We start from the raw sequence: 22563 nt of genomic DNA, 5'->3' as shown, positions 1-22563 counted from the left end.
CGTCGATCCACCATGTCCGATTCCTTCCGCTGGCCCGCCGGGGCCGACCCGTTCCGTTTCCTCGAAGCGCTCGACAGCAAGCGCGCCCGCACGTGGGTCGACGAGCAGAATGCGCGCACGCACGCCGCGCTGCGCGACGACGACGCGTATCGCGCGCTGACCGCGCGTCTCGCGAAAGCGTATCTGCCGCGCGAACGCCCGGTGATTCCGACCCGCTGGCGCGACTGGGCGTACGACCTGTGGCAGGACGATCTCCATCCGAAGGGGCTGTGGCGCCGCACGCGCTGGGCCGACTGGCGGGCCGGCCAGCCGGCCTGGGAAACGCTGCTCGACGTCGACGCGCTCGGCGTCGAAGAGGGCGAGTCGTGGGTGTTCGAGCAGGAGGCGATCCTGTATCCGGACGGCGATCGCGTGCTGCTGTCGCTGTCGCCGGGCGGCGCCGACGCAGTCGTCGTGCGCGAATTCGACCTCGTCGCGCGCCGTTTCGTCGACGGCGGTTTCACGATCGACGCGCCGGGCCATCACACGGTCGGCTGGATCGATCGCGACACCGTCTACGTGAGCTGGGATCGCGGCGAAGCGCATGCGACCGCCGCCGGTTATCCGTATGAAGCGCGGCGCTGGGTGCGCGGCACGCCGCTCGCCGACGCGCCCGTCGTGTTCCGCGGCGAGCCGGACGACATCAGTGCGGGCGCATGGTACGACCCGATCGACTGCCGTCACGTCGCGTGGCGCAGCGTCGATTTCTTCGACGCGCACGCGTATCGGCTGACCGACGCTGGCGAGTGGGCGCGCTACGACGTGCCGACGCATGTCGAGGTCGGGTTCTGGGAAGGCTGGCTCGTGCTGGAGCCGCGCCTCGACTGGGATTGCGACGGCGTGCGCCACGCCGGCGGCTCGCTGCTCGCGATCCGCGAGCAAGCGTTCCTCGCCGGCGCGCGCGAATTCACGACGCTGTTCGCGCCGCGGCCGACGACGTCCGCCTGTACGTGGACGCACACGCGCACGACGCTGATCGCGAGCTGGCTCGACGATGTGCACAACCGCACGATGCTGTGGCAGCCGCGGCAGGCCGACGACGGTGCGTGGACGTGGGACGCGCGGCCGTTCGACTGGCCGGGCGATGCACAGATCGACATCGAGCCCGTCGAATCGACGCTGAACGACGAGGTGTACGTCGATGTCGACACGTATCTCGATCCGCCCGAATGCTGGCTGGCCGATCTTGCCGATCGCGCGGACGATGCGCCGTCGCGCCGCGTGCTGCTCGACCGGCCGCCGGTGCAGTTCGACGCGGCCGGGCTCGTCGTACGCCGCGCGAGCGCGCGTTCGCGCGACGGCACGGTGGTGCCGTACACGCTGATCGGGCCGCGCGATGCGCTCGACGTGCCGCAAGGCGGCGCGCGCGTCGCGCGGCCGTGCCTGCTGTCCGGCTATGGCGGCTTTGCGATTCCGAATCTGCCGGGCTACAGCGATGCGTTCGGCATCGGCTGGCTCGAACGCGGCGGCGTGATGGCGTTCGCGCACATCCGCGGCGGAGGCGAATTCGGGCCGCGCTGGCACGTCGACGCGCAGCGCAAACACCGGCAGCGTTCGTTCGACGATTTCATCGCGGTCGCCGAGGATCTGGCCGCGACCGGCGTGACGACCGCCGCGCAACTCGGAATCGAGGGCGGCAGCAACGGCGGACTGCTGGTCGCCGCGTGCATGATGCAGCGGCCGGAGCTGTTCGGCGCGGTGCTGTGCCGCGTGCCGCTGCTCGACATGCAGCGCTATCCGAAGCTGCACGCGGGCGCCGCCTGGCTCGACGAATACGGCGACCCCGACGATCCGCGCGAAGGCGCGGCGCTGGCCGCGTATTCGCCGTATCACCGCGTGCGTGAAGGCGTCGTGTATCCGCCGTTGTTGCTGACGACGTCGACCCGCGACGATCGCGTGCATCCCGCGCATGCGCGCAAGATGGCCGCGCGCATGCAGGCGCTCGGTCACGAGCGGGTGTGGTACTGGGAGAACACCGACGGCGGCCACGGCAGCGCCGACGATCTCGAGCGCGCGGAAGCCGACGCAGCCGAATTCGGCTTCCTGTGGGCTCATCTCGGGCCGGCGCCCGCGCGGCGCTGATCGCGCGCGGGCGCTTGCGCGATCAGCCGACGATCGCGACGACCGGCGTGTGGTCGGACGGCTGTTCCCACGTGCGCGGCGTGCGATCGACTTCGCACGATGCGCAGGTCGCCGCGAGCGCCGGCGACAGCAGGATGTGGTCGATGCGCAGCCCCGCGTTGCGGCGGAACGCCATCATCCGGTAGTCCCACCACGTGAAGGTCTTCTCGGGCTGCTCGAAGCGGCGGAACGCATCGACGAAGCCGAGTTCGATCAGTTGCGCGAAGTGTGCGCGCTCCTGCGGCGACACGAGGTTCTGGCCTTCCCATTTCGCGGGATCGTGCACGTCGCGGTCTTCCGGTGCGATGTTGTAGTCGCCGAGCAGCGCGAGCTTCGGGTAGCGCTGCAACTCGGTGCGCAGCCACGCTTGCAGCGCGTCGAGCCACTGCATCTTGTAGACGAACTTGTCGGAGTCGAGCGCCTGGCCGTTCGGGAAGTAGGCGGACACGATGCGCACGCCGTCGACCGTCGCGGCGATCACGCGCTGCTGCGGATCGTCGAAGCCCGGGATGTTGCGCACGACGTCCGACTCGTCGACGGCGAGCGTGTCGCGCACGAGGATCGCGACGCCGTTGTAGGTCTTCTGGCCCGTGAACCAGCTGCGGTAGCCGGCTGCCTCGAGATCGGCGCGCGGGAATTTCTCGTCCGGCAGCTTCAGTTCCTGCAGGCACAGCACGTCGGCTCCGCTTTGCGCGAGCCAGTCGAGCACATGCTGTTTGCGGACATTGAGCGAGTTGACGTTCCAGGTGGCGATTTTCATGAACGGAAGGGTGTGTGCGGCGTGAATGCGAAGGCCGCCATCTTACCGCGAGCATGGGGTGCGAACGCGCGCGTCATGCAGCGTCGCGCACGTGTCCCGCGTCGGCGCCCGGGCAGTGGATGCAGAAATTGTGACAAAAGTATTGACGTGAGTACTTCCTCACTCTATAATTTATTTCTCTGACGCGGGGTGGAGCAGTCTGGCAGCTCGTCGGGCTCATAACCCGAAGGTCACAGGTTCAAATCCTGTCCCCGCAACCAAGCACACCAGACGATGTGCAGCGCAATTGACCGATGCGCACTTCGTCGACAAAAACCCGGCTCCGTGCCGGGTTTTTTGTTTTCCGCGCCCGCCCGTTATTTCGGCGCGCCCGGGCTCCTGGGCTGGCAGCCGTTCTCGATCAGACGGGTCGTCGTGTCGACTCGCGTGGCCGTTGCGTTCGGCGTGCCCGACCGCACCGCGCACTGGTCCTTGCCCGTATTCAGCCGCATCCGGCGGCGATGGCGATACGCGGCGGCGCGCGTCGTTCAGCGCGCCGCCCACTCGACGGCCGCCTTCGCATGCAACGCGGTCGTATCGAATACCGGCAGCGGCGAATCGTCCGCGCCGATCAGCAGCGTGATTTCCGTGCAGCCCAGGATCACGGCCTGTGCGCCGCGCGCGGCCAGTCGGTCGATGATCGACACATACGTCGCGCGCGATGGCGCCGAGACGACGCCGTGGCACAGCTCGTCGTAGATGATCCGGTGCACGTCGTCGCGCCCGCGTTCGTCCGGCACCAGCACGTCGAGCCCGAACTTCCCGCGCAGCCGCTCCGCGTAGAACGGCAACTCCATCGTGTAGCGCGTGCCGAGCAGGGCGACGCGCTCGACGCCCGCGTCGCGCAGCGCGTTGCCGGTCGGATCGGCGATGTGCAGGAACGGCAGCTTCACCGCGGCTTCGATCGCGTCGTGCACGCGATGCATCGTATTGGTCGTGAGGACGACGAGATCGGCGCCGGCCGCTTCGAGCTGGCGCGCGGCATCGGCCATCCGTTCGCCGAGCGCGACCCAGTCGTGCGTGCGCTGCAGCGCTTCGATTTCGGCGAAGTCGACCGTGACCAGCACGCTTTTCGCGTTGTGATGCCCGCCGTGCAATGCCTTCGAGTGCCGGTTGATCATCCGGTAGTACTCGGCTGACGATTCCCAGCTCATGCCGCCGATCAGTCCGATCGTCTTCATCCGTCACCTTTGCGTTTCGTGTGTCGCGGCAGACGAGTATAGGCGCCGCTGCCCGAACCCGGCCGATACGATCCGCGCAAATCGGGCCGGTACGGCGCAGCCGGCAGTGGACGTACGCGGCAGTTGAAACCGGCACTGTGTTTTTGTACAGTATCGGCACCGTGAGCCCGACCATCATTTCGCCAGCCGATCCGCACGCGCCGCCGCCGGGCGACGCGCTGCCGCGCGCGCGCAAGATCATTCACTGCGATTGCGACTGCTTCTACGCGTCGGTCGAGATGCGCGACGACCCGTCGCTGCGCAACCGGCCGCTCGCGGTCGGCGGCCGGCCCGACCAGCGCGGTGTGATCGCGACCTGCAACTACGAGGCGCGGCGCTACGGCGTGCATTCGGCGATGTCGTCGGCGCTGGCGATGCGCAAGTGTCCGGACCTGCTGATCCTGCCGTCCGCCATGGACAAGTACCGTGCGGCATCGCGGCAGATCATGGCGATCTATCGAGACTACACGCCGGACGTCGAGCCGCTGTCGCTCGACGAGGCGTACCTCGACGTCAGCGGGTCGGAACGTTGCCAGGGCAGTGCGACGCTGATTGCGCGCGAGATCCGCGAGCGGGTGCGCGACACGGTCGGCGTGACCGTATCGGCGGGCGTCGCGCCGAACAAGTTCATCGCGAAGATCGCATCCGACTGGAACAAGCCCGACGGGCTGTTCGTCGTGCGGCCGCACGAGATCGACGCGTTCGTTGCGGCGTTGCCGGTGCGCAAGCTGCACGGCGTCGGCAAGGTGACGGCCACGCGGCTCGACCGGCTCGGCATCCAGACTTGCGCGCAGTTGCGCGACTGGCCGCTGATCGACCTGCACCGCGAGTTCGGCGCGTTCGGGCGGCGGCTGTACGAACTGTCGCGCGGGATCGACGAGCGGCCGGTGCAGGCCGATCAGGAGCGCAAGTCGGTCAGCGTCGAGACGACCTACGTGACCGACCTGACGACGCTCGAGCAATGCGCGGACGAAATCCGCCGCCTCGTCGTGCAACTCGACGCGCGGATCGAGCGCGCGGGCGCCGCGCGTTCGATCCGCAAGCTGTACGTGAAGATTCGCTTCGCCGATTTCCAGCGCACGACGGTCGAGTGCGTGGCCGACGCGACGAATGCCGAGACGGCCGTCACGCTGCTCGCGAAGGGGTTGTTGCGGCGCGCGCAGCCGGTGCGGCTGCTCGGCGTCGGCGTGCGTATCGACGAGGACACGGCCGAGCGCCACGGGCAATTCCTGCTGTTCGACGACGAAGCCGACCACGTGGAGGTTCCCGGCCAAGCGGGCAGCACGAGCGAGCCAGACAACGCGGCCGACGCCGGGGACGAAGCGCCCGCGCCATGAAAAAAGGCACCGCCGAAGCGGTGCCCGTCGATGCTGCCGGCGCGGCCGGGCGGCGCGCTCAGTGCGCGGGCGCGGCCATCCCGTTGTGGCGCAGCAGCGCGTCGATCTGCGGCTCGCGGCCGCGGAACGCCTTGAACGACTCCATCGCCGGACGGCTGCCGCCGACCTCGAGGATTTCGCGGCGATAGCGCGTGCCGGTTGCCGCGTCGAGCACGCTGCCGCTGGCGGCGGCCGCTTCCTCGAACGCCGCGTACGCATCGGCCGACAGCACTTCGGCCCACTTGTAGCTGTAGTAGCCGGCCGCGTAGCCGCCCGCGAAGATGTGGCTGAACGTGTTGGGCCAGCGCGAGAACGCGGCCTGCGGGATCACGTGGTAGCGCTCGTTGATCTCGCGCGCGAACGCGGTCACGCCGGTGGCGCCGGCCGGATCGAAGTCGACGTGCAGCAGCATGTCGAACATCGAGAACACGATCTGGCGCAGCGTGCCGAGCCCGCTCTGGAAGTTCTTCGCGGCGATCATCTTGTCGAACAGCTCGCGCGGCAGCGCGGCGCCCGTATCGACGTGCGACGACATCGACGACAGCACGTCCCATTCCCAGCAGAAGTTTTCCATGAACTGCGACGGCAGTTCGACCGCATCCCACTCGACGCCGTTGATGCCCGACACGCCGAGTTCGTCGACGCGCGTCAGCATGTGATGCAGCCCGTGGCCGAATTCATGGAACAGCGTGATGACCTCGTCGTGCGTGAAGCACGCGGGCTTGCCGCCGACCGGCGCGGAGAAGTTGCAGGTCAGGTACGCGACCGGCGTCTGCACGTCGCTGCCGCGCTTCGCGCGCGAACGGGCGTCGTCCATCCACGCGCCGCCGCGCTTGCCTTCGCGCGCGTACAGGTCGAGATAGAACTGTGCGACGAGCGAGCCGTCGCGATTCTCGACGCGGAAGAAGCGCACGTCCTTGTGCCATACCGGCGCGTCGTCCGGCTTGATACGCACGCCGAACAGCGTTTCGGTGACGGTGAACAGGCCCTTCAGCGCGGCGGGTTCCGGGAAGTACTGCTTGACCTCGTTTTCCGAGAACGCATAGCGCTGCTGGCGGAGCTTTTCGGCCGCGTACGCGACGTCCCACGGCGCGAGTTCGGCGAGGCCGAGTTCCTTCGCGGCGAACGTGCGCAGCTCGTCCCAGTCTTTCTCCGCGTGCGGGCGTGCGCGCGTCGCGAGATCCTCGAGGAACGCGATCACCTGCTGCGGCGATTCGGCCATCTTCGGCGCGAGCGAGACTTCGGCGAAGTTGCGATAGCCGAGCATCTGCGCCTCTTCGCGGCGCAGCTTCAGCGCGTCGGCGACGATCGCCGTGTTGTCCCATTCGGCCTTGCCGTCGCCGTACTGCGGCCCGAGTTCCGACGCGCGGGTCGCATAGGCGCGATAGAGCGTCTCGCGCAGCGCGCGGTCGTCGGCGTACTGCAGCACCGGGAAATACGACGGGAAATGCAGTGTGAATTTCCAGCCTTCCTTGCCGTCCTTCTGCGCGGCTTCGCGGGCGGCCTCGATCGCGTCGCCGGGCAGGCCGGCCAGCTCGGCTTCGTCCTTCGCGAAATATGCGTACGCGTTGGTCGCGTCGAGCACGTGATCGGAGAACGCCTTCGACAGCGCGGCCTGCTGTTCCTGCAGTTCCGCGAAGCGCGGCTTCTGGTCCTCGGGCAGCTCGGCGCCCGACAGGCGGAAGTCGCGCAGCGCATTGTCGAGGATCTTCTTGCGCTCAACGGACAGCGTCGCGTATTCGGCGCTCGCGGCGATCGCCTTGTACTTTTCGTACAGCGCGAGATTCTGGCCGACGCTCGACCAGAACTCGGTCACGCGCGGCAGGTTTTCACCGTAGGCAGCCCGCAGTTCGGGCGTGTCGGCGACCGCGTTCAGGTGGCCGACGATGCCCCACGCACGGCCGAGCGGCTCCGTGGCCTGCTCGACCGTCTCGACGACGGCGGCCCAGGTCGACGGCGTGTCGCTCGCGCTCGCCGCTTCGACCGCGCGGCTGGCGGCGTCGAGCAGCGTGTCGAGCGCGGGCGTCACGTGCTCCGGGCGGATCTCGCCGAAACGGGGCAGGCCGGAGAAGTCGAGGAGCGGATTGGTATTGGCGCTGGCGGACATAAGACTCCCTGTCTGTTGCCGGATGAACCGGGATGAAAAGGGTAACGGCGGCTGGGCGCGAGCGCGCCCGATACCGACATTATTGGGGCGCATCGCGCGCTTTCCAATCGTTAGTTTCTAACGACGCGATTGACGCAGGGTCGGATGCGCGGCGTCGGACGTGCCGGCTGGCGCGATGCAGCCGCGCGACTGCGGCTGGCGAGGCGCCGGCGCACGCAATCGCGCGCCGGCTGAGCGAGTGGAGCGTCAGGCTGCGGCGGCAGCGGCGCGTTCGGCGGATTCGATCGTGTTGATCAGCAGCATCGTGATGGTCATCGGGCCGACGCCGCCCGGCACCGGCGTGATGTAGCCGGCGACTTCCTTCACGCCCGCGAAATCGACGTCGCCGCACAGCTTGCCCGCGTCGTCGCGGTTCATGCCGACGTCGATCACCGTCGCGCCCGGCTTCACCATGTCGGCGGTCAGGATGTTGCGCTTGCCGACCGCGGCGACCACGATGTCGGCCTGGCGCGTATGCGCGGCGAGGTCGCGCGTCTTGCTGTGGCAGATCGTCACGGTCGCGCCGGCGTCGAGCAGCATCATCGCCATCGGCTTGCCGACGATGTTCGAGCGGCCGATCACGACCGCGTTCGCGCCTTGCAGCGCAATGCCGTGCGCTTCGAACATCTTCATCACGCCGTACGGCGTGCACGGGCGGAACAGCGGCTTGCCGGTCATCAGCGCACCGGCGTTCGCGACGTGAAAGCCGTCGACGTCCTTCTCCGGCGCGATCGCCTCGATCACCTTGTGGCTGTCGATATGCGCGGGCAGCGGCAACTGGACCAGGATGCCGTGGATCTTCGGATCGCGGTTCAGTTCGTCAATGCGCGCGAGCAGGTCGGCTTCCGACAGCGTGGCCGGGTACGCATCCTTCAGCGAGAAGAAGCCGTTGTCCTCGCATGCCTTGATCTTGTTGCGCACGTAGACTTCGCTCGCCGGGTTGGCGCCGACGAGGATCACCGCGAGACCGGGCTGGTGGCCGCGGGCGGTCAGCGCGGCGGCGCGTTCGGCGGCCTGACCGCGCAGGGTCTTCGAAAGGGCGTTGCCGTCGATGAGGAGGGCTGTCATGGTGGTGGGTCCTGCCGGGAAGTTGGAATGCGGGCGTACGGCGCCCGAAGCGCCGTAGCAAAGCACGTAATTATACCGTTCGCCTGCTGCCGTCCGACAGCGAATCAACGGGAAGCGTCATGGCCGCGGCGCGCGTGCGCCGGGAGGAGCGGCCGCCGCCGCGCGAGTGGGCCGCATCGCGCGGGGCGGCAAACACCGATTGCGGGCCGGGCGGCCGCGGTGGCGCGTGCCGCCGGAAAACGCGCTCAGGCCTGTTTCTTCGACAGCGCGAGGCGCAGCAGGTCGGCCACCGTGTTGACGTTGAGCTTTTCCATGATGTTCGCGCGGTGCGCCTCGACCGTCTTGATGCTGATGCCGAGGTCGTCGGCGATCTGCTTGTTCAGGCGGCCCGCGATGATCCGCTCGAGCACCTGCTGCTCGCGCGCGGTCAGCTTCGACAGGCGTTCGCTCGCGGCACGCTGTTCCTGGACGCTCTTGCTTTCGCTTCGGGCCTTGTCGAGCATCCGCTCGACGAGCTTGCGCAGCTCGGCTTCGTCGAACGGTTTCTCGATAAAGTCCATCGCTCCCTTTTTCATCGTCGACACGGCCATCGGCACGTCGCCGTGACCGGTGACGAAGATGATCGGCAGCGCGGCGTTGTCGGCGATCAGGCGTTCCTGCAATTCGAGGCCGCTCATGCCCGACATCCGCACGTCGAGGATCAGGCACGCGATCTGGCCGGCCTGCTGCGCCGGCTGGTACGCATCGAGGAACTGCTCGGCGCTCGAGAAGCATTGAACGCGATAGCCGTTCGCCTCCAGCAGCCAGCGCAGCGAGTCCCGTACGGCCTCGTCGTCGTCGACGACGAAGACGGTTTCCTGAGTGGTGGTGACAGGGCTATTCATAGTTCTCCCGTAACGGTATGTGATGCCGATGCCTCGCGCCCCCCTTGGCCGAGATCAGCGGGTTCCCCAATGGGCAGGCTGCAGTGGAACGTCGCGCCGGAAATGCGGCCATCCGGCTCGACGTTGTTGACCACCCACAGACGCCCCCGATGCGATTCGATGATCGAACGGCAGATGTTCAGCCCCATGCCCATGCCGTCGGACTTGGTGCTGTAAAACGGTTCGAACAGGCGCTCGGCCGTCGCTTCGTCGACGCCCGGGCCCTGGTCGATCACGCGGATGTCGACGAAGCCCGCATCGATGTCGGCGACGACGCGGATCACGCCGTCCGCCGACGCCGGCTTCACGTCGGCCATCGCCTCGGCTGCGTTCTTCATCAGGTTCATCAGCACCTGTTCGATCAGCACGGGGTCGACATAAATAATAGGCATTCTTGCGAGGATTTCCGTGACGATCCGGATCCTGCGCTTTCTGGCCTCGATTTCGGCGAGCCCGACCGCGTCGGCGACGATGTCCGCGACCCGCGCCGGCTGGCGCTTCGGCTCGCTGCGCTTCACGAATTCGCGGATCCGCTTGACGATCATCCCCGCGCGCAGCGCCTGCTGCGCGGTCTTTTCCAGCGCGGGCTGCAGCGTCTCGGGCGTGCCGCGGCCGCTCTTCACGAGCGCGAGCGTGCCCGAGCAGTAGTTGTTGATCGCGGCGAGCGGCTGATTCAATTCGTGAGCAATCGACGACGCCATTTCACCCATCGTCATCAATCGGCTCGTGAACTGCAGCTTTTCTTCCTGCTGGTGCGCGAGTTCCTGTGCCTTCTTGCGGGTCGTGATGTCGGTCGCGATCTGCATCTGCGCGAGGTGGCCGTCCACCCACTGGATGTACTGGCGACGCACTTCGAACCACTTCTGGATGCTCTCGACGTACACCTCCTGCGCATCGGCCGTGCTGCTGGTCAGCGCGGAGGCCGGCAGGCCCGCGAACGCGTCGACCATGTCGATCGAGTCGGACGATGCCTGCGCGCGGTCGAAGCCGCCGCCGGACAATTCGAGGTGGCCGTCCGGGCGAATGCCGAACAGGTGGCGGTAGTAGCGGTTCGCGAACAGCAGCTCGGCTTCGTCGGCGGCGAGCACCGACACCGCGGCGTCGAGGCTTTCGAGCACCGTCGTGAAGCGTTCGTGCGCGGCCGCCAGCTCTTCTCGCGCGCGCTTCGGCTCGGTGATGTCGGTCATCGACGACATCCAGCCGGTCTGGCGGCCCGAACTGTCGATCAGCGGCGATACGTACAGGCGCGCATGGAACAGCGTGCCGTTCTTGCGGCGCACGCGCAGCTCGAAGCCCGAACTCGGCGCCTTGCCGCGCAGCGTCATGTCGAGTTGGCGCTGCATTTCCGGGTAGGCGTCGCGCGGCCAGTACGGGAACGGCGCAACCTTGCCGACGAGATCCGTTTCGTCCCAGCCCGTCATCCGGCAGAACGCCGGGTTCACGTGCGTGATGCGGCCGTGCATGTCGAGCACGCGCATGCCGATCAGCACCGAGTTCTCCATCGCGCGGCGGAAGAATGCTTCCGCGTACAGCGCCTGCTGCGCCTCGAAGCGCTGGCGTGTGTGCTTCCACAGGCTCCAGAGGCTCCACAGCACGAAGCACGACAGGCCGGCGACCAGCCACACGAGCGTGTTGTTGGTCAGGTTCGTGAGCTGCGGGAACGCATACACGCGCACCGTCAGTCCCTGGCCGGGCGGGTCGAGCGGGAGGTCGTAGTGCGAGTCGCGCGGCAGGCGCGGGCGCGTCGACGTGGACGACAGTTCGCGGTTGTTCGAGTCGGTGATCGAGATCTTGTACTTCGACGACAGTTCCTGCGGGATGTCGTGCTTCAGGATGCCCTCGACCGAGAACACCGCGGCGATCGAGCCGAGATATTCGCGGTCGCCGCGCATCACCGGCGTCTGCAACGTGATGAAGCCGTTGCCGAAGTCGTCGTAGATCAGCGGCGAATAGGCCTGGCGGCGCGTGTTGCGCGCCTCGTCGTACGCGCCGCGCACGGCGTCCTGCATCTGCGCGTCGCCGGGCTTCGCGAGCCGCTGGCCGAGCAGCGGCGGATGCACGGCCGGCCAGCGCTGCACGCCCGGCGCCGTGTACCAGTTCAGGTAGAGGATTTCAGGATGCGTCTGCATCACGTCCGCAACGGCCATCTGGAACGCGTTCTGGTCGAGGCGGCCGGACGCGAGGTCGCGCGACAGCGCCTGCAGTTGTTCCTGCGCGCCCGTCATCGACAGGCGGATCTGCTGCTGGGCCCACGCGACGTTGCGAAACAGGGTGTCTTCCTGCTGCTGCTGTTCGCGCCGGTTGAGGCTCCACAGGATGAGGCTCATCACGACGAGGAACACCAGAATCGACAGCAGCGGCGTCAGCAAATAGGAGTTGGACCACCACGGTCCGTGGTGCCAACGGGACGGCTGCGACTCCGCCGGCGGGCCCGGCGGTCGCGCCGAGCGTGCGAAAAGCCGATCGGTCAACATGGCAGGATTGTAGCGCAGCGCAATACATGGAAAACCGATACCGGATAGGTTGAACGGAAACGGTTTTGTTCCGACGAGACGGGCCGCGGAGCCCCGAAATATGGGTGCAGCGCAGCAATATTTCGCATGGCGAGAAAAGATCTCATAATTCGAAAATTTTGTTGCGCAGGCCTGTCCACGCTCATTACAATCCGTCGGAGCTTGCCCGCAGCCGGTCGCGTCGCGTCGCGTCGTCTGCACGAGAGCGATCCTCACATTCCAGGACCCAGGAGACGAGAATGTCCGCTGTACCGAACGAAGTGATGAAATATGTCGCCGCCGAACGTGACGACGACCCGCAAGAAACCGTCGAGTGGCTCGAGTCGCTCGATGGCGTGATCTCCTCCGTGGGCACCGGCCGTGCGCATTACCTGATCGAAAAGCAGATCGAATTCGCCCGCATGCACGGCGAGCACCTGCCGTTCTCCGCCAATACCCCGTACATCAACACGATTCCGCTCGAAGCCCAGGCGAAGATTCCGGGCGACCAGGACATCGAGCACCGCATTCGTTCGTACACGCGCTGGAACGCGCTCGCGATGGTGCTGCGCGCAGGCAAGGACACGAACGTCGGCGGCCACATCGCGTCGTTCGCATCGGCCGCGACGCTCTACGACGTCGGCTACAACCATTTCTGGCACGCAGCGTCCGACCAGCACGGCGGCGATCTCGTGTTCGTGCAGGGCCACTCGTCGCCGGGCGTGTACTCGCGCGCGTTCCTGCTCGGCCGCCTGTCGGAAGAGCAGCTCGACAACTTCCGCCAGGAAGTCGACGGCAAGGGCATCTCGTCGTATCCGCACCCGTGGCTGATGCCGGACTTCTGGCAGTTCCCGACCGTGTCGATGGGTCTCGGCCCGATCATGGCGATCTACCAGGCGCGCTTCATGAAGTACCTGGAATCGCGCGGCATCGCGAAGACGGAAGGCCGCAAGGTCTGGGCGTTCCTCGGCGACGGCGAGACGGACGAACCGGAATCGCTCGGCGCGATCGGCATGGCGAGCCGCGAGAAGCTCGACAACCTCGTGTTCGTGATCAACTGCAACCTGCAGCGTCTCGACGGTCCGGTGCGCGGCAACGGCAAGATCATCCAGGAACTCGAATCGGAATTCCGCGGCGCCGGCTGGAACGTGATCAAGGTCATCTGGGGCAGCCGCTGGGATGCGCTGTTCGCGCGCGACAAGACGGGCGCGCTGATGCGCCGGATGATGGAGTGCGTCGACGGCGAATACCAGACGTACAAATCGGAGTCGGGCGCGTACGTGCGCGAGCACTTCTTCAACACGCCTGAACTGAAGGCGCTCGTCGCCGACTGGTCGGACGACGACATCTGGGCGCTGAACCGCGGCGGCCACGATCCGCACAAGATCTACGCGGCGTTCCACGAAGCCACGAACACGAAGGGCGCGCCGACCGTCATCCTCGCGAAGACCATCAAGGGCTACGGGATGGGCGAGTCGGGCCAGGCGATGAACATCACGCACCAGCAGAAGAAGCTGCCGGTCGAGCAACTGAAGAAGTTCCGCGACCAGTTCCGCCTGCCGATCACCGACGAGCAGATCGCCGACGTGCCGTACCTGAAGTTCGAGGAAGGCTCGAAGGAGCTCGAATACATGCGCCAGAAGCGCATGGACCTCGGCGGCTACCTGCCGCACCGCCGCGAAAAGGCGACGTCGCTGCCGGTGCCGGCGCTCGACGCGTTCGAGCCGCTGTTGAAGGGCACGGGCGAAGGCCGTGAGATCTCGACGACGATGGCGTTCGTGCGGATCCTGAACATCCTGCTGAAGGACAAGGCGCTCGGCAAGCGCGTCGTGCCGATCGTCCCGGACGAGTCGCGCACGTTCGGCATGGAAGGCCTGTTCCGCCAGATCGGTATCTGGAACCAGGAAGGCCAGAAGTACGTGCCGGAAGATTCCGACCAGCTGATGTTCTACAAGGAATCGCAGACCGGCCAGATCCTGCAGGAAGGCATCAACGAAGCGGGCGGCATGTGCGACTGGATCGCGGCGGCGACGTCGTATTCGACGCACGGCGAGATCATGGTGCCGTTCTACATCTTCTACTCGATGTTCGGCTTCCAGCGGATCGGCGACCTCGCGTGGGCCGCGGGCGACATGCGTTCGCGCGGTTTCCTGCTGGGCGGCACGGCGGGCCGTACGACGCTGAACGGCGAAGGCCTGCAACACGAAGACGGTCATTCGCTGCTGTGGGCGGCATCGGTGCCGAACTGCGTGAGCTACGACCCGACGTTCGGCTACGAACTCGCGGTGATCATCCAGGACGGCCTGCGCCGCATGGTGCAGGACCAGGAAGACGTGTACTACTACATCACGGTGATGAACGAGAACTACGAGCACCCGGCGATTCCGCAGGGCGAGCACGTGGCGGCCGACATCATCAAGGGCATGTACTCGTTCAAGAAGGCCGACGCCGACAAGAAGGCGCCGCGCGTGCAGCTGCTGGGCGCGGGCACGATCTTCAACGAAGTGATCGCCGCCGCCGACCTGCTGAAGAACGACTGGGGCGTCGCCGCCGATCTGTGGAGCGTGCCGAGCTTCACCGAGCTCGCGCGCGAAGGCCACGACGTCGAACGCTGGAACCTGCTCCATCCGACCGAAGAGCGTCGCCTGTCGCACGTGCAGAAGTGCCTGAAGGACACGCAGGGCCCGGTCATCGCATCGACCGACTACGTCCGTGCGCTGGTCGACCAGATCCGCGGCCAGATCGATCGTCGCTTCGTCGTGCTGGGCACCGACGGCTTCGGTCGTTCGGACACCCGCGAGAAGCTGCGTCACTTCTTCGAAGTCGACCGTCACTGGGTCACCGTCGCCGCGCTGAACGCGCTGGCCGACGAAGGCACGATCGAGCGCAAGGTGGTCGCGGACGCGATCGCCAAGTACAACCTCGATCCGTCCAAGCCCAACCCGATGACCGTTTAACGCACACGCCCGTGTGATGCCGCGCGCCGCTTCCGGGAGGGGCGCGCGCGGCCATGGAGACAGAAACAGATGAGTCAAGCGATCGAAGTGAAGGTGCCGGATATCGGCGATTACAAGGACGTGCCGGTCATCGAGATCGGCGTGAAGGTCGGCGATACGGTCGAGCCGGAGCAGTCGCTCGTCACGCTCGAGTCGGACAAGGCGACGATGGACGTGCCGAGCCCGGTGGGCGGCGTCGTGAAGGAAATCAAGGTCAAGGTCGGCGATTCCGTGTCGGAAGGCTCGCTGATCGTCCTGCTCGAAGGCGGCGCGGCCGCCCAGGCGAACGGCGCGGCTGCGCCGGCCGCGGCGCCTGCTCCTGCGGCAGCGCCGGCCCCGGCCGCGGCGCCCGTTGCCGCACCGGCTGCACCGGCCGCGTCCGGCGGCACGCTCGAAGTGAAGGTGCCGGATATCGGCGACTACAAGGACGTGCCGGTGATCGAGATCGGCGTGAAGGTCGGCGACACGGTCGAGAAGGAGCAGTCGCTCGTCACGCTCGAGTCGGACAAGGCGACGATGGACGTGCCGAGCCCGGCTGCCGGCGTCGTGAAGGACATCAAGGTGAAAGTGGGCGATTCGGTGTCGGAAGGCACGCTGATCGTGCTGCTCGAAGCCGCCGGCGCACCGGCTGTCGCGGCACCGCAGGCGAGCGCACCGGCTCCGGCCGCGGCTGCTGCGGCGCCCGCTGCCGCCGCACCGGCATCCGCGCCCGCGAAGGCTGCGCCGGCACCGGCTGCCGCCGCACCGGCCGCCGCGCCGTCGGGCGAATACCGCGCGAGCCACGCATCGCCGTCGGTCCGCAAGTTCGCGCGTGAACTCGGCGTCGACGTGTCGCGCGTGCAGGGTTCGGGTCCGAAGGGCCGCATCACGAAGGAAGACGTCACGGGTTTCGTGAAGGGCGTGATGACGGGCCAGCGCGCGGCGCCGGCCGCGGCAGCCGCGCCGGCAGGCGGCGGCGAGCTGAACCTGCTGCCGTGGCCGAAGGTCGACTTCTCGAAGTTCGGCCCGTTCGAGGCGAAGCCGCTGTCGCGCATCAAGAAGATCTCGGGCGCGAACCTGCATCGCAACTGGGTGATGATCCCGCACGTCACGAACAACGACGAAGCGGACATCACCGAGCTCGAAGCGCTGCGCGTCCAGCTGAACAAGGAACACGAAAAGGCGGGCGTGAAGTTCACGATGCTCGCGTTCGTGATCAAGGCGGTCGTCGCCGGCCTGAAGAAATTCCCGACCTTCAACGCGAGCCTCGACGGCGACAACCTCGTGTTCAAGCAGTACTTCCACATCGGTTTCGCGGCCGATACGCCGAACGGCCTCGTCGTGCCGGTGATCCGCGATGCGGACAAGAAGGGCCTCGTCGACATCGCGAAGGAAATGAGCGACCTGTCGAAGGCCGCGCGCGAAGGCAAGCTGAAGCCGGACCAGATGCAGGGCGGCTGCTTCTCGATCTCGTCGCTCGGCGGGATCGGCGGGACGAACTTCACGCCGATCATCAACGCGCCGGAAGTGGCGATCCTCGGGTTGTCGCGCGGCCAGATGAAGCCGGTGTGGGACGGCAAGCAGTTCGTGCCGCGGCTCATGCTGCCGCTGTCGCTGTCGTATGACCATCGCGTCATCGACGGTGCGGAAGCCGCGCGGTTCAATGCGTATCTCGGGGCGTTGCTCGGGGATTTCCGTCGCATCATTCTTTGATGAGATGAGGGGCTCGCGGGGGCGTGGTTTTGTGTCGATTCTTCACGCCCTTGTCGTTGAACCTGTTTTGCCAACGGTCTGCTGGCGTCGCCCCTGCGCGGGGCGGCGGTCACTTTTCTTTGTCTTCCAAAGAAAAGTAACCAAAAGAAAGGCGCGTCCTTGGGCGGACGGCAAAGGCGGTCCTGCCCAACGTCGCGTTCTCTTGCCAGGCCGCATGTAGTCAGGTTCCGTCTTTCCGCCAGTCCCTCCCTCTCTCTCTGCAGCCAATCAAGAAGGGGACAGTCATGAGTCTCATCGAAGTCAAGGTTCCGGATATCGGCGATTTCAGCGGCGTCGATGTCATCGAAGTCAACGTGAAACCCGGCGACGTGATCGAAAAAGAGCAAACGCTCATCACGCTCGAATCCGATAAAGCCTCCATGGAAGTGCCCAGCGACGTCGCCGGCACCGTCAAGGAAGTCAAGGTCAAGGCTGGCGAGAAAGTCTCGCAAGGCACCGTCATCGCCATCGTCGAAGCATCGGCAGGCGCAGCCGCACCCGCGAAAGCGCCCGAAGCGCCGAAGCCCGCAGCGGCTGCACCGGCTCCGGCCGCAGCCGCTCCGGCGCCCGCGCCGCAAGCCGGCAGCTACAGCGGCGCCGCCGACATCGAATGCGACATGCTCGTGCTCGGCGCCGGCCCCGGCGGCTATTCGGCCGCGTTCCGCGCAGCCGATCTCGGCATGAAGACGGTGCTCGTCGAACGCTACTCGACGCTCGGCGGCGTGTGCCTGAACGTCGGCTGCATCCCGTCGAAGGCGCTGCTGCATACGTCGCTCGTCGTCGAGGAAGCCGCGGCGCTCGCGTCGCACGGCATCACGTTCGGCAAGCCGCAGGTCGACCTCGACAAGCTGCGCGACTTCAAGGGCGGCGTCGTCAAGAAGCTGACGACGGGCCTCGCCGGCATGGCCAAGGCACGCAAGGTCGAAGTGGTCACCGGCGTCGGCGCGTTCGTCGACCCGTTCCACATGGAAGTGCAGGGCGACAACGGCAAGAAGGTCGTCAAGTTCAAGCAGGCGATCATCGCCGCGGGCTCGCAGGCCGTGAAGCTGCCGTTCATGCCGGAAGACCCGCGCGTTGTCGATTCGACCGGCGCGCTCGAACTGCGCCAACTGCCCAAGCGCATGCTCGTGATCGGCGGCGGCATCATCGGCCTCGAAATGGCAACGGTCTACTCGACGCTCGGCGCCGAGATCGACGTCGTCGAAATGATGGACGGCCTGATGATGGGCGCCGACCGCGATCTCGTGAAGGTCTGGGAAAAGTACAACGCGAAGCGCTTCGGCAATGTGATGCTGAAGACCAAGACGGTCGGCGCGGAAGCGAAGGAAGACGGCATCTACGTGAAGTTCGAGGGCGAGAAGGCGCCGGCGGAAGCGCAGCGCTACGACCTCGTGCTCGTCGCGGTGGGCCGCAGTCCGAACGGCAAGAAGATCGGTGCCGACAAGGCCGGTGTCGCCGTCACCGACCGCGGCTTCATCGAGGTCGACAAGCAGATGCGCACGAACGTGCCGCACATCTTCGCGATCGGCGACGTCGTCGGCCAGCCGATGCTCGCGCACAAGGCCGTCCATGAAGGCCACGTCGCAGCGGAAGCCGCGCACGGCGAGAAAGCGTACTTCGACGCGCTGCAGATCCCGTCGGTCGCCTACACCGATCCGGAAGTGGCGTGGGCCGGCAAGACGGAAGACCAGTGCAAGGCCGAGGGCATCAAGTACGGCAAGGCCGTGTTCCCGTGGGCCGCATCGGGCCGCGCGATCGCGAACGGCCGCGACGAAGGCTTCACGAAGCTGATCTTCGACGAGGAAACCCATCGCGTGATCGGCGGCGGCATCGTCGGCCTGAACGCGGGCGACCTGATCAGCGAAGTGTGCCTCGCCGTCGAGATGGGCGCGGACGCGGAAGACATCGGCAAGACGATCCATCCGCATCCGACGCTCGGCGAATCGGTCGGCATGGCCGCCGAGCTGTACGAAGGCGTCTGCACGGACCTGCCGCCGCAGCGCAAGAAGTAACGGAATCGGCACGGCGCCCCCGGGTGCCGGCCACGTAAAAACGCCGCCGCCCGGGCAAACCGGGCGGCGGCGTTTTCTTTTGCGCAGCGCGCGACAGACTCGATCGGGGCGGGCAATTTGCGCCCGCGCGCGCTTTTTGCGCCGGAAACGAAAAAGCCGCGCTGGGCGCGGCTCTTTCAGGAGCAGGGGACGCTTACGCGGCCGGCTTGCTCGAACGACGTGCGGCAGCGGCGGTTGCAGCCTTCGTGGCGACGGCAGCAGCGGCGTTGAAGTTCGTTTCGGCGATTTCGACCGCTTGCTTCGTGGCCTTCTGAACCGTTTCGTACGTGGTGTTCGCGGCGTTCAGTGCCGACTTCAGCGCGGCGACAGCCGTTTCCGAACCGGCCGGGGCGTTCTTCGCGACGTTGTCGACGAGTGCCTGGACCTTCTTGTTCTGCTCTTCGAATTGCGCTTCGGCGACCTTCGCGAACTCGGCTTGCGTCGACGATGCGATTTCGTACAGGTGACGGCCGTACGACAGCACCTTTTCCGCGACCGGCTGCGACAGGCTCGCCTGCAGCGCGATCAGTTCCTGCGCGTCCTTCACCGACAGCAGACGCTGTGCGTTCTCCTGGCCCTCGGCCAGCGTCGACTTCACGACCTGCAGGTTGAGTTCGATCAGCTTCTCGACGCCTTCGAACGCCTTGGTCGTCAGACCGAACAGGCTTTCGAGGTTGGCTTTCTGGGCGGCGGCGATTTGCTCGGGGGTCAGCAAGGACATGTCAGGCTCCTGAAAAGCGATCGCGTCGATCGCAGGATAAAGGGCACTACACTGGGGAACTTCGGCGATGCGTGCTTTGTGCAACGCAGCAATGAGGCCTATTTTAGGGCAGAGAAAACGGATGTCAAGTCTTTTTTGTGCGTTGCACAATCGCGACAAATTATCGATAAAACAACGAGTTATCGCAGCCGTTCGGAATCGGTTTCACGCGCGTTCCCACATGGTGCGCACGGCGATGGGGCAAGCGCGCCGCACCATGATCGCGCGCAGGTAAACCTGACAGGCCCATGGAACGTTATCCTTCTGTTCCTGTCAAAAAACGCGCCGTTTCGATGCGCGTGCCGTGGCGACGTGCCGCCGCCACGGTCGAGACCGGCGCCTTTGGCATGCCGAGCACCGGATACGTACTTTCCCCGCTTTAAATCGCCTCCGAAGTGACGTTATCTCAATTAACCGTGTGGTAATCGGGAGACGGGCGCTGTCGGGCAGGGCATCTCATCGATTTTTTCGATGGGAGCGCAAGGGTCGATTGGCCGGAGGTTGGCCGACTCTTACATTCCGGTTTAAAGACGATCGGTAAGTGCCTAATATTGCTCTTTTTTTCAGCTTTAACTACACTTGCGGAAACCTCCCGCCCGCTTTGTCCAGACCCCAATGAAAGCCGAATCGTTTTCACCGCGCAGATTGTTGCAGAGCATGACGCTCGGCACCGCTGTGTCGGTCGCAGTCGCGTTGTTGGCGACCACCGCGTCCGTCCTGCCTGCCGACGCCTTCGCCGCCACTGCGAAGACCCAAGCCGCCAAGAAAAAAGCCGTCGCTCCTGCTTCGTCAGCGAAGAAGAAGTCGGCCAAGGCGAGCGCCGACAAATCCGCGAAGGTCGCCGAGGCCGATGCGCCGCGCGCGAAAGCGTCGCGAAAGCGCGTGACGCTCGCGGCGAATAGCCTGCATGGCGGCCATCGCGGCGCGGTGCGCAAGGTCGCGTTCCAGCCGCGCCGGCCGACGGTCGGCCAGGCGTTCGGCCTGCACGACACGCCCGACGCGCTCGCGCTGCGCTCGAGCGTCGCGTACGTCGTCGACCAGAATTCCGGCGAGCCGCTGTTCGACAAGAATTCGCACGCGGTCGTGCCGATCGCATCGATCTCGAAGCTGATGACGGCCATGGTCGTGCTCGACTCGAAGTCGCCGATGACCGACCAGCTCGAAGTCACCGACGAAGACCGCGACTACGAGAAGGGCACGGGCTCGCGCCTGTCGGTCGGCTCGGTCCTGTCGCGCGAGGACATGCTGCACATCGCGCTGATGGCGTCGGAAAACCGCGCGGCCGCCGCGCTGTCGCGTTACTACCCGGGCGGCCGTCCGGCGTTCATCGCGGCGATGAACGCGAAGGCGAAGTCGCTCGGCATGACCGATACGCACTTCGAGAATTCGACCGGCCTGTCGAGCTCGAACGTGTCGAGCGCGCGCGACCTCGTGAAGATGGTCAATGCGGCGTACCAGTACCCGTTGATCCGCCAGTTCTCGACCGATCGCACTTACGAGGTGTACACGGGCAAGCGCAACCTGGTCTACAACAGCACCAACGCGCTGATCCGCGGCAACGGCTCGTGGGACATCGGCCTGCAGAAGACGGGCTTCATCAACGAAGCGGGCGAATGCCTCGTGATGCAGGCGACGATCCACGGCCGGCCGATGGTGATGGTATTGCTCGATTCGTTCGGCAAGTACTCGCGCTTCGCCGACGCGTCGCGCCTGCGCAACTGGCTCGATGCCGGCGGCGGCGAACGCCTGACGGCGGCCAACACGCCGAGCGGCGGTACCTGAGGTACCTGATCGTGTGCGGCGGTTCGCCGCCGTACCGGTCGCCGCAACGAAGAAGCCCCGCAATCGCGGGGCTTTTTTTGTCCGGTGAAACCGGAGGCGGAACCGGGTCGATGCCGCGGCTTACGCCTGCCGTTGCAGCCCGTCCATGTCCTTCGCGGGCGCCGGCCGGTAGCCGAGCGATTCCGAGATGGTGAGCGCCGTCCGGCTCAACTGGCCGAGCCACGCATCCTGCAGGCGGTCGGCCGGTGCCGACAGCGACAGACCCGCGACGAGCTTGCCCGAATCGTCGTAGATGCCGGCCGCGATACAGCGCACGCCGAGTTCGAGCTCCTCGTTGTCGCGCGCGCACGATTGCTGGCGGACGAGGGTCAGTTCGCGCTCGAGCTTCGCGATATCGGTGATGCTGTTCTGGGTATGGCCGGACAGCCCCGTGCGCGTCGCATAGGCGCGCACGCGCGACGTTTCGTCGGCCGCGAGGAACAGCTTGCCGACCGACGTGAGGTGCAGCGGCGCGCGGCCGCCGATCGCGCGGACGACCTGCATCCCCGAGCGCTCTGAGTACGCGCGCTCGATGTAGACGATCTCGTCGCCCTGGCGTACCGACAGGTTCACGGTCTGCCCGGTGAGGCGGTGCAACTCGCGCATCGGCATCAGCGCCGCGTCGCGCACCGACAGGCGCGCCTTCACGAGATTGCCCAGCTCGAGCAGCCGCATGCCGAGGCGGTAGGTGCCGGGATCGGAGCGGTCGACGAGGCGGCACGTCACCATGTCGTTGAGGATGCGGTGCGCGGTCGACGGATGCAGCTCGGTGCGCTGGGCGAGTTCCTTCAGGCTGACAGGGTCGCTGTGCGCGGCGAGCGCGTCCAGCAACCGCATCATGCGTTCGATCACCTGGATCGACGTTTTGGAATCCGGGGTGGGTTGGCTCATGTCGGGGGAGGAATCGGTTGACGCGTCAAGCGGTGTTGGATCGATTGTATCTCGTATCGTGAAAAAAGCGAACGCCGTTCGAGGAAGTCCTCGCTTCGCGCGCGGCGGGCTTGCGCGCGGGCCGGCGTT

General features: G+C 66.3%; 15 protein-coding genes and 1 tRNA gene. 8 read left to right on the top strand and 8 right to left on the bottom strand.

Annotated features, from left to right (window positions below; all coding sequences use genetic code 11):
- The first annotated feature begins 12 nt into the window (after window positions 1-12).
- On the top strand, window positions 13-2121 hold the full coding sequence (locus tag WS54_RS24200; RefSeq protein WP_059782941.1) for a prolyl oligopeptidase family serine peptidase: 2109 nt from the start codon (window positions 13-15) through the stop codon (window positions 2119-2121).
- Between the two features lie 22 nt (window positions 2122-2143).
- On the opposite strand, the gene xth is transcribed toward WS54_RS24200, so the two are convergent.
- A complete protein-coding gene (xth, locus tag WS54_RS24195; RefSeq protein ID WP_034207767.1) occupies window positions 2144-2920 on the bottom strand; it encodes an exodeoxyribonuclease III in 777 nt (258 codons plus the stop codon).
- Between the two features lie 183 nt (window positions 2921-3103).
- On the opposite strand from xth, the gene WS54_RS24190 reads away from it, so the two are divergent.
- Window positions 3104-3180: transfer RNA gene (locus WS54_RS24190), tRNA-Met, on the top strand.
- Between the two features lie 267 nt (window positions 3181-3447).
- On the opposite strand, the gene WS54_RS24185 is transcribed toward WS54_RS24190, so the two are convergent.
- On the bottom strand, window positions 3448-4140 hold the full coding sequence (locus WS54_RS24185) for an aspartate/glutamate racemase family protein (RefSeq protein WP_034207766.1): 693 nt from the start codon (window positions 4138-4140) through the stop codon (window positions 3448-3450).
- A 137-nt stretch (window positions 4141-4277) separates the two neighbouring features.
- Here WS54_RS24185 and dinB point away from each other — a divergent pair, with 137 nt between their 5' ends.
- Window positions 4278-5516: a DNA polymerase IV gene (gene dinB, locus WS54_RS24180; protein ID WP_080747791.1), complete on the top strand. Its 1239-nt coding sequence runs from the start codon at window positions 4278-4280 to the stop codon at window positions 5514-5516.
- 58 nt (window positions 5517-5574) lie between these two features.
- On the opposite strand, the gene WS54_RS24175 is transcribed toward dinB, so the two are convergent.
- From WS54_RS24175 to fixL, 4 genes are all read right to left on the bottom strand, one after another.
- The gene (locus WS54_RS24175) at window positions 5575-7662 is read right to left on the bottom strand and encodes a M3 family metallopeptidase (protein ID WP_034207765.1); all 2088 of its coding nucleotides are present in this window, start codon (window positions 7660-7662) and stop codon (window positions 5575-5577) included.
- A gap of 246 nt (window positions 7663-7908) precedes the next feature.
- Window positions 7909-8769, bottom strand: coding sequence for a bifunctional methylenetetrahydrofolate dehydrogenase/methenyltetrahydrofolate cyclohydrolase FolD (gene folD, locus WS54_RS24170; protein WP_034207764.1), 861 nt, complete (start codon window positions 8767-8769; stop codon window positions 7909-7911).
- Between the two features lie 245 nt (window positions 8770-9014).
- Entirely contained in the window at window positions 9015-9653 is a 639-nt protein-coding gene (fixJ, locus tag WS54_RS24165; RefSeq protein WP_006493245.1) for an oxygen response regulator transcription factor FixJ, read from the bottom strand.
- Window positions 9650-12166 (bottom strand): oxygen sensor histidine kinase FixL, encoded by a 2517-nt coding sequence (gene fixL, locus WS54_RS24160; protein ID WP_034207763.1) that lies wholly within the window; start codon window positions 12164-12166, stop codon window positions 9650-9652. The genes fixJ and fixL overlap by 4 nt, the downstream gene beginning before the upstream one ends.
- A gap of 278 nt (window positions 12167-12444) precedes the next feature.
- Between fixL and aceE the strand changes: the two genes are divergently transcribed.
- The 3 genes from aceE to lpdA all read left to right on the top strand — a co-directional run bounded on the left by aceE (window position 12445) and on the right by lpdA (window position 18923).
- On the top strand, window positions 12445-15141 hold the full coding sequence (aceE, locus tag WS54_RS24150; RefSeq protein ID WP_034207762.1) for a pyruvate dehydrogenase (acetyl-transferring), homodimeric type: 2697 nt from the start codon (window positions 12445-12447) through the stop codon (window positions 15139-15141).
- Between the two features lie 69 nt (window positions 15142-15210).
- Window positions 15211-16872 carry a dihydrolipoyllysine-residue acetyltransferase gene (aceF, locus tag WS54_RS24145; RefSeq protein WP_034207761.1) on the top strand — a complete coding sequence of 554 codons (1662 nt, stop codon included), beginning with the start codon at window positions 15211-15213 and terminating at the stop codon, window positions 16870-16872.
- A 284-nt stretch (window positions 16873-17156) separates the two neighbouring features.
- Window positions 17157-18923: a dihydrolipoyl dehydrogenase gene (gene lpdA / locus WS54_RS24135; RefSeq protein ID WP_034207760.1), complete on the top strand. Its 1767-nt coding sequence runs from the start codon at window positions 17157-17159 to the stop codon at window positions 18921-18923.
- 193 nt (window positions 18924-19116) lie between these two features.
- On the opposite strand, the gene WS54_RS24130 is transcribed toward lpdA, so the two are convergent.
- A complete protein-coding gene (locus WS54_RS24130) occupies window positions 19117-19683 on the bottom strand; it encodes a phasin family protein (RefSeq protein ID WP_006481973.1) in 567 nt (188 codons plus the stop codon).
- A gap of 287 nt (window positions 19684-19970) precedes the next feature.
- On the opposite strand from WS54_RS24130, the gene WS54_RS34390 reads away from it, so the two are divergent.
- Both WS54_RS34390 and pbpG read left to right on the top strand, forming a co-directional pair.
- Window positions 19971-20105 (top strand): hypothetical protein, encoded by a 135-nt coding sequence (locus tag WS54_RS34390; protein ID WP_257792063.1) that lies wholly within the window; start codon window positions 19971-19973, stop codon window positions 20103-20105.
- A gap of 232 nt (window positions 20106-20337) precedes the next feature.
- The gene (pbpG, locus tag WS54_RS24125; RefSeq protein ID WP_034207759.1) at window positions 20338-21504 is read left to right on the top strand and encodes a D-alanyl-D-alanine endopeptidase; all 1167 of its coding nucleotides are present in this window, start codon (window positions 20338-20340) and stop codon (window positions 21502-21504) included.
- A 120-nt stretch (window positions 21505-21624) separates the two neighbouring features.
- Here the strand turns inward: pbpG and WS54_RS24120 are convergent, their stop codons facing one another.
- The gene (locus WS54_RS24120; RefSeq protein ID WP_034207758.1) at window positions 21625-22434 is read right to left on the bottom strand and encodes an IclR family transcriptional regulator; all 810 of its coding nucleotides are present in this window, start codon (window positions 22432-22434) and stop codon (window positions 21625-21627) included.
- Window positions 22435-22563: the final 129 nt, after the last annotated feature.

Origin of the sequence: Burkholderia sp. NRF60-BP8 (assembly GCF_001522585.2) — a bacterium.
Taxonomy (GTDB): Bacteria; Pseudomonadota; Gammaproteobacteria; order Burkholderiales; family Burkholderiaceae; genus Burkholderia.
Note: the sequence above shows the minus strand (reverse complement) of the source record. Positions and strands in the feature narration are given on the sequence as shown.